Annotated in this window: 14 protein-coding genes and 1 riboswitch; of the genes, 10 read left to right on the forward strand and 4 right to left on the reverse strand. The window is 33.7% G+C overall.

Annotated elements, in window-relative coordinates:
* Positions 1 to 110: 110 nt before the first annotated feature.
* Together CD035_RS00005 and CD035_RS00010 are read right to left on the reverse strand one after the other, a co-directional pair.
* On the reverse strand, positions 111 to 1,451 hold the full coding sequence (locus CD035_RS00005) for a sodium-dependent transporter (protein ID WP_048540233.1): 1,341 nt from the start codon (positions 1,449 to 1,451) through the stop codon (positions 111 to 113).
* Between the two features lie 177 nt (positions 1,452 to 1,628).
* A complete protein-coding gene (locus CD035_RS00010; protein WP_048540236.1) occupies positions 1,629 to 2,288 on the reverse strand; it encodes a nitroreductase family protein in 660 nt (219 codons plus the stop codon).
* 100 nt (positions 2,289 to 2,388) lie between these two features.
* On the opposite strand from CD035_RS00010, the gene CD035_RS00015 reads away from it, so the two are divergent.
* Positions 2,389 to 3,429, forward strand: a complete 1,041-nt coding sequence (locus tag CD035_RS00015) for an NAD(P)H-dependent flavin oxidoreductase (protein ID WP_048540239.1) — start codon at positions 2,389 to 2,391, stop codon at positions 3,427 to 3,429.
* A 28-nt stretch (positions 3,430 to 3,457) separates the two neighbouring features.
* On the opposite strand, the gene CD035_RS00020 is transcribed toward CD035_RS00015, so the two are convergent.
* Both CD035_RS00020 and CD035_RS00025 read right to left on the reverse strand, forming a co-directional pair.
* Complete coding sequence (locus CD035_RS00020) at positions 3,458 to 4,114, reverse strand: GNAT family N-acetyltransferase (RefSeq protein WP_048540240.1); 657 nt, start codon at positions 4,112 to 4,114, stop codon at positions 3,458 to 3,460.
* Between the two features lie 137 nt (positions 4,115 to 4,251).
* The gene (locus CD035_RS00025; RefSeq protein ID WP_048540242.1) at positions 4,252 to 5,832 is read right to left on the reverse strand and encodes a DUF2382 domain-containing protein; all 1,581 of its coding nucleotides are present in this window, start codon (positions 5,830 to 5,832) and stop codon (positions 4,252 to 4,254) included.
* A gap of 255 nt (positions 5,833 to 6,087) precedes the next feature.
* Positions 6,088 to 6,190, forward strand: a riboswitch (purine riboswitch).
* Positions 6,191 to 6,298: 108 nt separating this feature from the next.
* On the opposite strand from CD035_RS00025, the gene xpt reads away from it, so the two are divergent.
* The 9 genes from xpt (at position 6,299) to CD035_RS00070 (ending at position 15,401) form a co-directional block, all read left to right on the forward strand.
* Positions 6,299 to 6,874, forward strand: a complete 576-nt coding sequence (xpt, locus tag CD035_RS00030) for a xanthine phosphoribosyltransferase (protein WP_048540245.1) — start codon at positions 6,299 to 6,301, stop codon at positions 6,872 to 6,874.
* Position 6,875: 1 nt separating this feature from the next.
* Positions 6,876 to 8,144, forward strand: a complete 1,269-nt coding sequence (locus CD035_RS00035) for a nucleobase:cation symporter-2 family protein (protein ID WP_048540250.1) — start codon at positions 6,876 to 6,878, stop codon at positions 8,142 to 8,144.
* A gap of 34 nt (positions 8,145 to 8,178) precedes the next feature.
* A complete protein-coding gene (gene guaB, locus CD035_RS00040; RefSeq protein ID WP_048540251.1) occupies positions 8,179 to 9,648 on the forward strand; it encodes an IMP dehydrogenase in 1,470 nt (489 codons plus the stop codon).
* A gap of 19 nt (positions 9,649 to 9,667) precedes the next feature.
* The gene (guaA, locus tag CD035_RS00045; RefSeq protein WP_048540252.1) at positions 9,668 to 11,212 is read left to right on the forward strand and encodes a glutamine-hydrolyzing GMP synthase; all 1,545 of its coding nucleotides are present in this window, start codon (positions 9,668 to 9,670) and stop codon (positions 11,210 to 11,212) included.
* A gap of 123 nt (positions 11,213 to 11,335) precedes the next feature.
* On the forward strand, positions 11,336 to 11,656 hold the full coding sequence (locus tag CD035_RS00050; protein ID WP_037589416.1) for an antibiotic biosynthesis monooxygenase family protein: 321 nt from the start codon (positions 11,336 to 11,338) through the stop codon (positions 11,654 to 11,656).
* Positions 11,657 to 11,845: 189 nt separating this feature from the next.
* The gene (locus CD035_RS00055; protein ID WP_048540255.1) at positions 11,846 to 12,628 is read left to right on the forward strand and encodes a hypothetical protein; all 783 of its coding nucleotides are present in this window, start codon (positions 11,846 to 11,848) and stop codon (positions 12,626 to 12,628) included.
* Positions 12,629 to 12,834: 206 nt separating this feature from the next.
* Positions 12,835 to 13,413 carry an immunodominant staphylococcal antigen IsaB family protein gene (gene isaB / locus CD035_RS00060; protein WP_048540256.1) on the forward strand — a complete coding sequence of 193 codons (579 nt, stop codon included), beginning with the start codon at positions 12,835 to 12,837 and terminating at the stop codon, positions 13,411 to 13,413.
* A gap of 138 nt (positions 13,414 to 13,551) precedes the next feature.
* On the forward strand, positions 13,552 to 14,130 hold the full coding sequence (locus tag CD035_RS00065; protein WP_048540259.1) for an ArsR/SmtB family transcription factor: 579 nt from the start codon (positions 13,552 to 13,554) through the stop codon (positions 14,128 to 14,130).
* Entirely contained in the window at positions 14,130 to 15,401 is a 1,272-nt protein-coding gene (locus tag CD035_RS00070; RefSeq protein WP_048540261.1) for an MFS transporter, read from the forward strand. Before CD035_RS00065 ends, CD035_RS00070 begins: the two co-directional genes overlap by 1 nt.
* Position 15,402 lies beyond the last annotated feature (1 nt).

Here is a 15,402-nt window from a genome sequence, read left to right on the forward strand (position 1 = left end):
GTAGTACATTTGGCTGATCTTCTCAGTGCCCTTTTAGGGCTGGTCAGTAATAGAAGCTTATAGCCGCAGAACAAACCACCCGTTAAACGGGTGGTTTTGATTTGCGTTATTTAAATTAATTGCCCGATGAATACGGCGATGATGATAATTGGAAGTACAAATTTAACTAAGAAATACCATGTATTTACAAAGAGTCTTCCTTTTTTAGTATCGCTCATATTTAATTCTTTCATAATGATTTCTTTATTGAATATATGACCAACAAAGATGGTTACGCCAAATGCACCTATTGGCATTAAGATATTCGCGACTAAGTAATCCATATTATCAAAGAATGTACCGACACCGAATGTAAAGTCTTGGAGTAACCCGTTTGAAAGTGCTGATGGTATCCCGAATATAAAGACTAATATACCAATGATATATGACCATTTTTTTCTATTATCATTATTATTTTTAGTAATGTTTGAGATATTCAATTCTAATAACGAAATTGAAGATGTAATGGCTGCGAATAAAAATAATATTAAAAATAGTAAATAGAATAATTGACCGACAAACATTTGATCAAATACTTGTGGAAGGACGATAAATAATAATCCTGGTCCTTGGTTAGGTTCTAATCCAAATGCGAAAATAGCTGGGAAGATGGCTAACCCGGCTGCTATTGATACAGCTATGTTCATCCATACAATGGCATTCGCACTTTTGACGATATTTGTTTTACGATCTAAATATGAAGCGTATGTCATCATACCACATGTTCCTAATGATAATGCGAAGAACGATTGTCCTAGGGCATATAGTATACCTTCAGCACTTAAATCCGATACTTTTGGTTGTAGGAAATATTGAATTCCGTCTAAAGCGCCGTCTAAAGTGATCGATCTAATAATGACAATTACGAACGATATAAATAAAAGTGGCATCATGACTTTTGAAGCTTTCTCGATACCTTTTTCTACACCTTTACTGACAATAACTACAGTGAAAAGTATAAAAGCAAACTGACTCGCTAATGAATAAAATGGGTTAGATATATAATCATTAAAGATGTTGCCGTAATTATGTGATTGCGTTAATCCAAAGCTGTCTAAAAGTGTACGTATAATATATAAAATGATCCAACCACCGATAACACTATAGAATGAAAATAGTACAAAGACTGTTAAATTTCCAAGCCATCCTACTAAATTCCAAGATGATTTACCGGACACTTTTTTGAAGATGTTAGTAGAATATGTTCTACCATAGCGACCCAATACAAAGTCACTTAAAAGTAGTGGTAAGCCAACAAGCAATGTGAAAATAATAAATATTAATAAAAATGCGCCACCACCGTATGTTCCAGCCATGTATGGGAATTTCCATACAGCACCAATTCCTATAGCTGACCCGGCACTTGCTAGAACGAAACCGATACTGGACGACCATTGAGATAAATTTTTCATATATATTCCTTCTTTTAATTGATATTCACTTTAAAGCGGTAAAGCTTTTAAGCAAAAAAATAAAACTCACAGCAATGAATTTTACACTATATTTTTGGATAATGCAATATTAAAAAATATCGGCAACATAAGTTAGTTGCCGATAGGGTATTATAATTAATAGAACGAATAAAGAACTTATTCGCCGATTGAACCGTTACTTTCATCATTCCAAGCGATGATTCTATCTACTGGTAATCTACTAGAATCATGTGGTGGTTTAACACCTTTACCAATAGCGATTAAATGAGCTGGTACATATCTAGAAGTATCAATATTTAATGCTTCTAATACAGCTGTTTTGTCAAAACCGCCGATAGGGTTTGTATCGTAACCATGATCAGTCGCAATAAGCATTAATTGCATAGAGGCTAAGTTTGCATCCATTAAACCTTGTGCATTAAAGTAACTTTCGTCAGCACTGCTAATTAAATTTGAAATTGTTTCAATAAAGTAATCTTTTGAATTTTCATCCATATAACCAAGTTCAACATTCTTCTCGTAAATATCGCTCACATATTCAGCGTGTTTTAAATCTGCAAGTACAAGAATAATTGCACTTGATGAATGTAATTGTCTTTGGTTGAACTGTACAAGATGGTCTAATTTTTGTTTTGTTTCTTCAGAATCGATGATAACAAAGCGCCATGGTTGTAAGTTGATTGATGAAGGTGCTTTAGTAGCAAGTGCTATCATTTCTTTTATTTCTTCTCTTGGAATTTTGAAGTTTGGGTCGAATTCTTTAACTGATTTTCTTTTATTAATAATTTCAGTTAATGAAAGCTTTGAGTGTGTCATTTTATTTCTCCTTTTAGTATGATGTCATTATAATGCACCAATTAACTAAAAAAATAAAATGATTAGCTTACGAAATAAATTTTTTTAGGAGGGATTGTCATTGGAATCGAAAATATTAATCACAGAACTGGATAAAACGATTTTTCTAGCGGGTATGGCTGGAGGTATTACAACACCTGATTTAGTGGCTTCAGTTTGTAATGAAGGCGGCTTTGGACAAATTGGTGCTGGATATATGACGCCTGATGCTTTAGCTAAAGATATAGACCAAATTAGACAAATGACGACTGAACCGTTCGGCGTCAATTTATTTGTGCCAGAGTATCCGGCTGTTGATCAAGAAAAAGTTGATTTTATGAATAAAATATTACATCCCATAACTGAAAAATTAAACAGCAATCAAATACAGGATGTTTCAATAGATGTGAATTTTGATGACATGTTAAACGTGATTATAGATAAACATGTTGAATATGTAAGCTTCACATTTGGTAAGCCTTCAGAAAAACTCGTTCGCAAATTACATGGTCATCATATTAATGTAATAGGGACAGCAACAGATTTAAATGAAGCTCAAGCTTTGGAATCCATAGGTATTGATGCGATAGTGATTCAAGGTAGTGAAGCGGGTGGTCATAGAGGTTCATTTGAACAATCATTGCCAGAAAATCGTCTCACAACTGAGCAATTGTTTAATCAAATTTATCCTTTGATTAACGTTCCATTAATAGTAGCGGGTGGTATTACAACACCTGAATTAGCGAAAAATTATATTCAAAAAGGTGCTAGTGCAGTTCAACTGGGTACAGCATTCTTAACGACACATGAAAGTGGTGCGCCAGAAGTGCATAAAGATGCCATATTAAAGGCACATCCAGATGATATTATATTAACGAATACGTTTAGTGGCCGTTATGCAAATGGTATTATAAATCCCTTTATACAGTATATGGAACAGTTTAAAGATGATATTTGTCCGTATCCTATTCAAAATATATTAACACAACCTTTAAGAGGGCAGTCTAAAAAGTTAAAGAATAAGGATTATATGAATTTATGGTGTGGAACAAATCCGGAAGGTGCCAAAGATGAAAGTGTCCGTGCATTAATGGATAGATATCATAAAGCAATAAAAAGCTGACTTCGATTGCGATGTCAGCTTTTCTAATTTATAAATCCATAGATTCTAATAATTCGTATACAAATTCTCGATTGTTTTCATTTCCGTGTATATATTTGTTGATGTAACAAGAACGAATACTCGGTGAGATAACGTCTTTTTGAAGCGGCAAGTATTGCTTAATATATAAATCTATTGGCGTAGGTGCTAATGATTTTTGTGGATTCGGTTGTATATAAGGGATGTCTTGTTGAACTTCATAACCATGTCTATTAAAGAAGTTCTTACGTAAAATCGCTTCTTCTTTACCACTGTTGTTTTCGTATGATTCTTCTCCAAACGATTCCAACATAATCATGTTAGCATCTCTTCCATGAACATCTTGAGCATGTTTATGAAGTTCTGTTTCAATTCTTTCCAATGTTTGTCCGCCAACACGCTGATTGCGGTATTCAGGATGCGTCATTAAATAAATGATAAAAGCTGAATTTGTTGTAGGTTCATAATGACCTGTAGATAAACTTACGACCGTGTCATCAATTAAACCAACTAAAAATATATAATGTTTCTTTATGTAATCAGATGTTAGCGAATGGATAAAGACATGGCGGTCTTCTCGCAACTCTGCCTTGAAAATATCTTCATACATTTCTAATGCTTTTTTGAATAATGGATCATCGATAGATGTGACAACTTCAAAATTCATAGTTATGAACCCCTCATAATCAATATTTTATAATATTATAACATAAGATTTTAGTGGTAGTAGTATCGTATTGAGGAAATAAAAAGAGAGACCGGGACATTACACTATGTCCCAGCCTCTTAAGATATTATATTGTCTTATTTAGGATTATCATCTGTAGGGTTATTGATATCCGCTTCTTCATGTCTGACTTTTTCAGAGACATGTTCAGTATCTTGAACTTTATTTTTCTTAATGACGATTTCTTCAGATACGACATTTTCTTTTTCTACGTTTACACGTTCTTCGTGTAAGGGAATGTGTACGGAATCATCATCATTTGCGTTAAAATCTTCGTCTACTTTCTCATTAACAGGTCTACGTTCGATTGTTACTTCTTCACGTTCAACAGGTACATCAAATTCTTGTTCTTCTTCAACAACATGTTTATCAACAGATGCTTCACCTGTTTCAACATTCTCTTTGTCTACATTTAGACGTTCTTCATGAAGTTGAACAGCTTCTTCATCTACATTGTTATCTTGTGTGTCGTTATTGTAGGACTGTTGAGATGCATAAACATTTGTATCTTGTTCATCTTGACTAGAAGAGAAGTTAGATTCACGTGTTGTTGTTTCATTTGATGTTGGTGGCTCAACACTTTCGTTTGGTTTATCGTAATTTAAGCTTGAACGCTCTGTTTCCACATCATCATCATGCACTCTTGAGAATGATGATTCATTTTCTCTTGTTAAATCTCGTTGATCTTTAACATTATCTGTTTCACCATATTGAGTAGACGTATTTGTCGTTTCTCGATTATTCAAGTCTTCTAAATCTCTTTCATTATCGCTAGAGTAGACTCTTCTATCATCTTGTACTTCATCTTCTGTTTCTTGTTGTTCTCTTTGTTCGTTTGCATAACCAGCAGCACCAAGACCTGAAGCACCAGCTAAATTAGCTGATGTTGATGTGCCATCATGGTTGATGTTTGAATCATCTACATCATCATGGGCTACATCTTCTTCATTAATATTATTACCATATCGATTAGTATTTACATCTCTATCTGTTTCAGCTTCATTATCGAATGATGATGCTTCTGTTTTTTCTGTTTCAGTACCTTTAGTAATATCATTTTCAGATACTTCATCTTGCTGATTAAATTCATCTTCTCTTTCAGCTTTATCAAAATCAGATGCTTCATCTACAGCTTCATCATGATCTTGATCAGAAGATGAATGCGCGGCAGTGGCACCAGCGCCCGCAGCACCTGCACCTAATCCGGCACCAGCAGCTGTACCTTTAGATACGCCACTTTCTTCGCTCTCATCACTAGAAAATGGTTTCGTGTTATCGTAATGCTCATTTCCTGTTTGAGAGTCTTTAGGGTGATCTGAATCATAGTTTTCAGTATCACTTATATTGTCATTATCAACATATAATAATATTTTTCCGTTATTAAGTTCTTGTTTGTATCCATCTAATTCTTCTTCTGGAACATTTAAACTAGATAGTACACGTTCTTCAGCACTTTCACCTGAGAATAGTGCAGTAATCTTGTCACTAAATGAACCTCTTGAGTTCTTCACTTTAACATCCGTGTAGTCTAAGGAGTTATCATCTAACTTGTCTTCGGAAATAACTTGTAAGTCACTTTCTCCGACGCCTTCTTCTTTTAATTGATCAATACGTTGCAGTAAATCACTTTCGCTACTAAATTTTTCTATTTTACCCATACTAAAACCTCCATAAATTTGTAATGTGTAAAAATCTTATCAACAGTGATTATTCTCTAGGTGTTTACATACTTAATAAATATTGTCTACGTAAATACAATATAATTCACAAATACCCTTGTGGAGGAGAATCAAACAAAATTCTATTAACTTTCTAATTATTTGGATTTTTCAGTCTATTTAAAATCGCTTAAAATAGCGCTAACATAAGGTTTTGCCTATTGTAAAAATACTGAAATTTTGTTATTATCAATGAATAATTTATTACTAAAAACTCATATAATCTGAAGAATATGGCTTTGGAAGTTTCTACCGTGTTGCCTTAAACGACACGACTATGAGTAAATGAATAACACTGGAATCAGACTATCCAAAATGGTGTGGTTTTATATTATTTTTTACTCATCTTACCTATTTTCTAGGATTAAGGTGTGTTTTTTTTAATCTAAATGAGGAGGCGAGTAGTGTGAGGACACTACAAGATAGGGTTAAAGAAGATGGTGTAGTCATCGATGAAAAGATTCTTAAGGTTGATTCATTTTTAAATCACCAAATTGATGCAAAGTTAATGTATGAAGTTGGTCAAGTTATTACGGAACATTTTAAAGACAAGAAAATTACGAAAGTACTTACGATTGAAGCGTCAGGTATCGCGCCTGCTATTATGGCATCCTTACATTTAGATGTGCCATGTTTATTTGCGAAAAAAGCAAAACCATCTACAATGACATCTGAATTTTATCAAACAGATATTCACTCATTTACTAAAAATACAACGAGTACAGTGGTTATTGCGAAACAATTTTTAAATGAGGATGATCATGTATTAATTATTGATGACTTTTTAGCGAATGGAGAAGCATCATTAGGATTACATCACTTAGTTCAAGCAGCAAATGCAACAACATCTGGAATTGGAATTGTTATAGAAAAAAGTTTCCAACCGGGCAGAGAGAAGTTGGAATCTGAAGGATTAGAAGTCTTATCTCTATGCCAAGTTGCTTCATTATTAGGAAATACAGTCAAACTGGTAGGAGAATAACATGAAAAATTTCATCTTAAGTGTTCAACATTTACTTGCTATGTATGCTGGTGCCATAATGGTACCTATTATCGTCGGATCTGCTTTAAAATTCACACCTGAAGAAGTGGCTTACTTAGTCGCAATTGATATCTTTATGTGTGGTGTAGCAACATTTTTACAAGTATATAAAGGAATAGGAATTGGACTGCCGGTAGTCTTGGGATGTACATTTACTGCAGTTGCACCAATGATTCTAGTTGGTAATACACACGGAATAGGTGTGTTGTACGGTTCTATATTTCTTTCAGGGGTTATTGTAGTCTTAATTTCTCCATTTTTCTCGTATTTAGTAAAATTATTTCCACCTGTTGTTACAGGAAGTGTCGTTACAATAATCGGTATTACGTTAATGCCAGTTGCCATGAATTATTTAGCTGGTGGTCAAGGTGAAAAGCATTATGGAGATAGTAAAAATATATTCTTAGGATTATTTACATTAGTGATCATCTTATTAATACAAAGATTATCTAAAGGGTTCATTAAATCTATAGCGATATTGCTCGGTTTATTAATAGGCACAACCGTCGCTTCCTTCTATGGATTAGTGGATACATCGAATTTAAAAACTTCCAATTGGTTAGAATTACCTAGACCATTTAGATTTAGTGGTTTTGAATTTGAATTTGGTACAACAATCGTCTTTGTCATTATTGCAATCGTTAGTTTGATTGAATCAACAGGCGTGTATCATGCTTTAAGTGAAATTACGAAACAACCTATTACTAGAAAAGATTTATCAAAAGGTTATAGAGCTGAAGGAATTGCGATTATCATTGGTTCAATTTTTAATGCGTTTCCTTACACAGCTTATTCTCAAAACGTCGGGCTAGTTTCATTGTCTGGAGCTAAAAAGAATCAAATCATGTATATGATGGTTGCGTTATTAATCGTTTGTGGCTCCATACCTAAACTCGGTGCATTAGCAAGTATGATTCCATTTCCAGTTCTAGGTGGTGCGATGATTGCAATGTTTGGAATGGTTATGGCATACGGTGTGAAAATGCTTGGTGGCATAGATTTTAACAAACAAAACAATTTACTCGTTATTGCCGTATCGGTCGGAATTGGTGCAGGTATTACAGCAGTACCTCAAGCACTTGAAACATTTGGAGAAAACTATGCATGGTTAACACAAAATGGTATCGTATTAGGTACTTTCTCAGCTATTATATTAAATTTATGTTTTAATGGATTAAACAATCAACAAAACAGTGAAAATGTGAAATAATAAATATGAAAATAAATTAATGGAGGTTATATACATGTGGGAAAACAAATTTCAAAAAGAAGGCTTAACGTTCGATGATGTATTATTAGTACCAGCAAAATCAGAGGTATTACCAAGTGATGTCGACTTAAGTGTATCTCTTTCAAAAAATATTAAGTTAAATATTCCAATCATTTCAGCTGGTATGGATACTGTTACTGAAGCTAAAATGGCGATTGCTATGGCTAGACAAGGTGGCTTAGGTGTTATTCATAAGAACATGTCTATAGAAAATCAAGCAGATGAAGTACAAAAAGTTAAACGTTCTGAAAATGGCGTTATTACGAACCCATTCTTCTTAACACCTGAAGAGCAAGTGTACGCAGCAGAAGCATTGATGAGTAAATACCGTATTTCTGGTGTTCCAATCGTTAATAACGAAGAAGATATGGAACTTATCGGTATTATTACAAACCGTGACTTAAGATTTATCGAGAACTTCTCAATTAAAATTTCTGATGTTATGACTAAAGAAGATTTAGTAACAGCGCCAGTTGGTACAACGTTAGAACAAGCAGAAGAAATTTTACAAAAATATAAAATTGAAAAACTTCCATTAATTTCTGAAGAGGGTAAACTTAAAGGATTAATTACAATTAAAGATATTGAAAAAGTAATCGAATTCCCATATGCAGCAAAAGACAGTGAAGGACGTCTACTTGTTGCAGCAGCATTAGGTATCGCTAAAGATACACCAATTCGTGCTCAAAAATTAGTAGAAGCGGGAGCAGATGCACTTGTTATTGATACTGCACATGGTCACTCTAAAGGTGTCTTAGAAGTCGTTAAACATATTAGTGAATCATATCCAGAAGTTACAATTATCGCAGGTAACGTTGCAACTGGTGAAGGTACTAAAGCATTGTTTGAAGCGGGAGCAGACGTGGTTAAAGTTGGTATTGGACCAGGTTCAATCTGTACAACACGTGTCGTTGCAGGTGTAGGTGTACCTCAAATTACAGCTATTTATGATTGTGCAACGGAAGCGCGTAACTATGGTAAAGCAATTATTGCTGACGGTGGTATTAAATTCTCAGGTGATATCGCGAAAGCTTTAGCAGCAGGCGGAAATGCAGTTATGTTAGGTAGCTTACTTGCTGGTACAGAAGAAAGCCCTGGACAAACAGAAATCTTCCAAGGTCGTCAATACAAAGTTTATCGTGGTATGGGATCACTTGGTGCGATGGAACAAGGTTCTAAAGACCGTTACTTCCAAGAAGATACTGCAGCTAAGAAATTTGTACCAGAAGGCATTGAAGGTAGAATTGACTTTAAAGGCCCATTACAAGATACAATTTATCAATTAATTGGCGGTATTAAGAGCGGTATGGGTTACACAGGATCAGCTAACCTAGAACAATTAAGAGAAGAAGCTCAGTTTATTAGAATGACTGGCGCAGGCCTTAAAGAATCACATCCACATGATGTTCAAATTACTAAAGAAGCACCAAACTACTCATTTTAATTAAAGGAGAACTACAATTATGGAAATGGCTTTTGAACAAGAGTTAATTCTTGTATTGGATTTTGGTAGTCAATATAATCAATTGATTACACGTCGTATAAGAGAAATGGGCGTATACAGTGAGTTACACGACCATGAAATCTCTATCGAAGAAATTAAAAAAATGAATCCTAAAGGTATTATACTTTCAGGTGGACCAAATTCAGTATACGAAGAAGGATCATTCACAGTTGATCCTGAAATCTTTGAACTAGGTATTCCTGTTTTAGGTATTTGTTACGGTATGCAATTAATGACTAAATTATTAGGTGGTTCTGTAGAAAGAGCTAACGAACGTGAATACGGTAAAGCAACATTAAATGTTAAATCAGATGACGAGTTATTCTTCAGCTTACCTAATAGTCAAACAGTTTGGATGAGTCACAGTGACAAAGTAATCGATATTCCTGAGAACTTTGAAATCATTGCAGACAGCCCAAGTTGTCAAAATGCAGCAATTGAAGATAAATCAAGAAAATTATACGGTGTACAATTCCATCCAGAAGTAAGACATACTGAATACGGAAATGACTTATTAAGAAACTTCATTCGTCGTGTTTGTGAATGTACAGGAAACTGGACAATGGAAAACTTTGTTGAAATCGAAGTAGAAAAAATTAGAGAACAAGTTGGCGATCGTAAAGTATTATGTGCGATGAGTGGTGGCGTTGATTCATCAGTTGTAGCAGTATTACTTCATAAAGCAATTGGCGATCAATTAACTTGTATCTTCGTAGACCATGGCTTGCTTAGAAAAGGTGAAGGCGACATGGTAATGGAGAACTTTGGTGAAGGATTCAATATGAACATCATTAGAGTAGATGCCAAAGAACGTTTCATGAATAAATTAGCTGGCGTTTCAGATCCTGAGAAAAAACGTAAAATTATCGGTAATGAATTTGTATATGTATTTGATGACGAAGCATCAAAATTAGAAGGTGTAGATTTCCTTGCACAAGGTACGCTATATACAGATATTATTGAGTCAGGTACAAAGACTGCACAAACGATTAAATCACACCATAACGTAGGTGGATTACCAGAAGACATGCAGTTCCAATTAATCGAACCAATTAATACACTATTTAAAGACGAAGTACGAGCACTAGGAATCGAATTAGGCATACCAGAACATTTAGTATGGCGCCAACCATTCCCAGGCCCAGGTTTAGGAATTCGTGTATTAGGTGAAATTACTGAAGAAAAATTAGAAATCGTAAGAGAATCAGACGCAATTCTAAGAGAAGTCGTGCGTGAAGAAGGTCTAGAAAGAGACATTTGGCAATACTTCACAGTGTTACCAGATATCCGTTCAGTAGGTGTTATGGGAGACTACCGTACATATGACTACACAGTCGGCGTACGTGCAGTAACATCAATAGACGGCATGACAAGTGACTTCGCAAGAATTGACTGGGAAGTCTTACAAAAAGTATCAAGCCGTATCGTAAACGAAGTAGACCACGTAAATAGAGTTGTCTATGACATTACATCTAAGCCCCCAAGCACAATCGAGTGGGAATAAGATAATTAAACACCCCTTTAGCCTTAACGGTTAGAGGGGTGTTTATATTTTCATAAAGCATTTCATATGTTTGTAATTTTTATTTTATATATATTGGAATATATAGACAAGGAGGCGTTATGAATGTTCGTTGCACAAGCAATTTTTTCTACTAAAGATGAGGCATCTAAGGCTATATTAGATAATAAAGCTAGTCATGCTAAACAAGATTTTGAAGGTTTTGAGGGCTTTATTGATGCTCAAGTTTGGAAGTCTGAAACGGGAAGTAAGTTAGAATATGCAATTGTTTCTAAATGGAATGATAAGAAAGATTTTCAAGCTTGGATTTCTAGACCTTCTCATGTTGAAGAGCATAAAAATATGAGTAAAGAAAAGAAAGAAAACGAAGAAGCGAAAGTTTCAAAAATCGAAAAGCAAATTAAAAAATACGAACTTGTAGATTAATAAGTAAGTTATTTTAAGGAGCTTATAAAATAAAAATCACGAGTGATTTTAGGTGGATATTCATCTTTAGTCACTCGTGATTTTTTTGTAGAAGTCATACTTATAACTGTAAATTTTTGTATAATATAAGAGAACTTAAGTATATAAATAAATTCCTAAGTTATGAATTGAAACGCTTATTAGGAGGGATTGGCGATTAAAAGGTTAATCGTATTATTTTGTATATTCATCGTAGTTGTGGTCAGTGTGATGTTGTTTATATCAAATGAAAGAGATAATGATCGTGATGTTCGGAATTTTACTTCTAAAAATGGAACGGAAGGTGAATATTTAATTTATCCTGTTAAGGACGCTAAGGGGATATTAGTGTGGTTACATGGTGATGGTGCTTATGAGTTTCATCATCCTGATTCAGAAGTCTATTTAGCTGGGAAAGATGGCATCCGTCAAGTTGCTAAAGAAAAAGGGTTAACTTTAGTTGTACCGAAGTCTGTTAACGATGAAGAACAATGGTGGAAGAATGGAGAAGCAAATGTGCAATATTTAGTTGAATTGATTTCTTCTTTACCAAATCATGAAAAATTATGGATAGGTAGCTTTTCAGGTGGTGCAGAAACAACAGCATATTGGATGTTAGATAAATTACCAGAACTAAATGTTCAATCTGGCGGCGCTATAATGTTTGGTGGAGGAGGCTCTCCAAAGAAAGAAGGGATTGCCACTCATATAGAAAAGTCACAACATGTTAAAGGATCATTTCCATTAACATGGATTGTTGGAGAAAATGATCACGTAGGTGGAAAAACTGAAGATGACCCATTTGATGCTTTCGCTACAAGTAAAGAAGGTGAAGCATTCTATGCTCAAGAAGGTTGGGTAACAAAGAGGGTTGTCTTAAAACATTATAGTCACATATTGGCGAATGGAGAAGTCGGACTGTATGGGAAATATTTAAGAGAATATATTGATTGAAAATTACTAATTTATATTTTCACTTGAAATTATATATGTGTGTTGTATCATGAAGGTGAATAATTACACTCTAAAATTTTTAATATAAATTTGAGGGGGTGATAATTAAAAAGCTAGGATTTGGAGATTGTCATAGTTGCGTTGATTGAATGTTTAAACGAGAAGTTATCGCAAGTAAGTACTCAAAATTTAAGGAGTGATTGATTATGCGTAAAGTAAGTAAAGTACTTTCAGCAACGGTCGTCTTATCAACACTTGTAGTAGGGTCTTCAGCGGTGCCTATAACAGGTAGTAGTTCAGATGTTCAAGCAGCAGAAAAAGTTCAAGAATGGGGTCATGGTGAAGGTGGAAGCGGTGTTAGTACAGAAAGTACTGCAGATACACAATCGCAAATACCATGGTATAACTATGAAGGCTATACAACATATGATCCAACATTTACATTAGATTATAATTTTGTTCGTGCAATGAAATATGATAATTTTACGCTCAATGGCTATAAAGCAAATCCAAAAGCTAACCAAAACCATGCTTATACAGTAGATTCTTATGGTTCTCAAATAGATTTTAATGAGAAAGATCAAGTTATTCAAATGGAATTCAATACAAAACCACACGCAGTCACTAAAGCACAATTTAAAAAAGCGCACGCATCAAATGATAGTACAGCAGAAGGAAAATTTGAAGATGGTAGTACATTCATACCTTATAATACAAATAACGGCGCTTATAAAGCCTACTTTGATAAAGATGGTTATTTAACACATATCCGTATTGGTCAATAGTGTATGATGATGTGACTGATTATATATAAAGAATAGACAATCCTCTAAACTTTTGGTTTAGAGGATTGTTTTAATTCGATTGATTTATTTTTATTAATCGGTTAAAATAAATTAACCGTAAATAGAAGGAGAGATTTCATGCAATCAAATCGATTTGAAATAAATACATTCGAGGAACTGAAGTGTATATCTGATCAACTACGAATGAAAATATCTATGCTATTGATAGAACGAGAAATGACTGCAACGGAAATTGGGAAACATTTGAATATTCCAAAGGCTAAGATATTTTACCATTTGAAAGAACTTGAGAAATATGGAATGGTGAAAATCAATCGTACAGAGGTTAAAGGAAGTAATGTTTACAAATATTATGTAGCAACTCATAACGGATTTAAAGTGAATCCACAACTATTAAATGAATATCGAGATGAAGTGTCAGATTCAACAAAAGATATGGTAACTTCACAGATTAATCGAACAATTGATGTGTTAAATCAATATGGTTTAATCATGGATGATGAACAGTTAATATCAAAGACTGTACAAGCGAAGTGGTCTCAGAATCAGTTCGATACATTTAAGCAAAAACTTGATGCATTAATTGATGAAGTAGATCAACAATCCAATGATGAAGATAAATCATATTATTATTTGAATATAATTGGATTTGAAATGAGAGATAAAGTCTTTAATCGTGAGGAGAATGATGATTAATGAGAGCACTCTTAAAACATACTGACTTTATGCAACTCATTTTTGGACGAATATTAACCAATACTGCAGATAGTATTTATTTTATTACGACTATGTGGTTAATTTATGATATAACAAAAAGCTCTGCACTTACAGGGCTTTTAAGTAGTTTGATATTAGTACCGAAATGTTTACAGATGTTTTATGGGCCAATTATTGATCATTTCAGTTTGAAGAAAATTTTGATACATTCTCAAACAGTTCAAGCAGTCTTAGTGGGTATAATAGCTATTCTCCTATTCTTTCACTATGAAAATGCTATACTTATTATCATTCTTGTGGTGGCAGCAGCAATGGTAGGTGAAATTTCTTATCCTATTAGTAATAAGCTAGTGCCAGTGTTATTACCTAAAGATAAAATTGTGTCAGGTAACGCAATGATGTCATTTTCTAATCAAAGTATGGATTTAGTATTAAATACAGTCATTACGATATTGATTTCTTTAGTCAGTATATATACGTTATACGTTATGAATACAATTATTTTTATAAGCGCAGCAGTTATATATGCGATGATAAAAGTTCAATCCCAAAAATCTACTGGTAGTACATTGGATTTTAAAACATATATGAAATCATTAAGTGAAGGTTTATATACAGTGAGACATTCATTATTGTGGATATTCCAGATTGGCGCATTTGCAGTTAACTTTGGAATTGGCATGGTTTATACAGCACTACCTGTTTTATCTCACTACCTTAATCAACCAATATATTATGGATTGTTTTTATCTGCTATATCATTAGGTATGGTATTATCAACGCTAGTTGTTGGATATGTTAAGAAATATCCATTTGGTAAATTGATGGTAGTAACTTTTATTTTATCAGGTGTTTTTCTATTGTTAGGTTTTGTAACACCTATTTATATATTTATTATTTTGTTTGGCTTAAGTTGGCTATCTGTAGGATTGGCGAATATTTTATTCCTGTCAGCTGGCCAAGCAATCATACCAGAGTACATCTTAGGAAGAATAACTTCAATTACAAGTAGTTTAGGTGTCATTGGTTTACCTTTAGGAAGTCTAATAGGTGGGTTTTTACTAGAATTAATGAACCCAATTGCTTTAATCAGTATAACAGGTTGCTTTTTTATTGTTTTGGGGATTATTTGGCTAGTGCATCCAAAACTTAATAAACTAAGACCTATTGATTTATTAACTTTGGATGATTTTGAAATAAGTGTAGATAATAAGAATATTGATATAAAAAACGATGCTCTAGGAAGTTAAA

Origin of the sequence: Mammaliicoccus sciuri, assembly GCF_002901825.1 — a bacterium.
In the GTDB taxonomy this organism is placed as follows: Bacteria; Bacillota; Bacilli; order Staphylococcales; family Staphylococcaceae; genus Mammaliicoccus; species Mammaliicoccus sciuri.

Coding starts and splice junctions, on each gene's coding strand:
- guaB (WP_048540251.1), top strand. CDS start 8,179: ATGTGGGAAAACAAATTTCAAAAAGAAGGCTTAACGTTCGATGATGTA.
- CD035_RS00065 (WP_048540259.1), top strand. CDS start 13,552: ATGCAATCAAATCGATTTGAAATAAATACATTCGAGGAACTGAAGTGT.
- CD035_RS00020 (WP_048540240.1), bottom strand. CDS start 4,114: ATGAATTTTGAAGTTGTCACATCTATCGATGATCCATTATTCAAAAAA.
- CD035_RS00025 (WP_048540242.1), bottom strand. CDS start 5,832: ATGGGTAAAATAGAAAAATTTAGTAGCGAAAGTGATTTACTGCAACGT.
- CD035_RS00010 (WP_048540236.1), bottom strand. CDS start 2,288: ATGACACACTCAAAGCTTTCATTAACTGAAATTATTAATAAAAGAAAA.
- CD035_RS00035 (WP_048540250.1), top strand. CDS start 6,876: ATGAAAAATTTCATCTTAAGTGTTCAACATTTACTTGCTATGTATGCT.
- guaA (WP_048540252.1), top strand. CDS start 9,668: ATGGAAATGGCTTTTGAACAAGAGTTAATTCTTGTATTGGATTTTGGT.
- CD035_RS00070 (WP_048540261.1), top strand. CDS start 14,130: ATGAGAGCACTCTTAAAACATACTGACTTTATGCAACTCATTTTTGGA.
- isaB (WP_048540256.1), top strand. CDS start 12,835: ATGCGTAAAGTAAGTAAAGTACTTTCAGCAACGGTCGTCTTATCAACA.
- CD035_RS00050 (WP_037589416.1), top strand. CDS start 11,336: ATGTTCGTTGCACAAGCAATTTTTTCTACTAAAGATGAGGCATCTAAG.
- CD035_RS00005 (WP_048540233.1), bottom strand. CDS start 1,451: ATGAAAAATTTATCTCAATGGTCGTCCAGTATCGGTTTCGTTCTAGCA.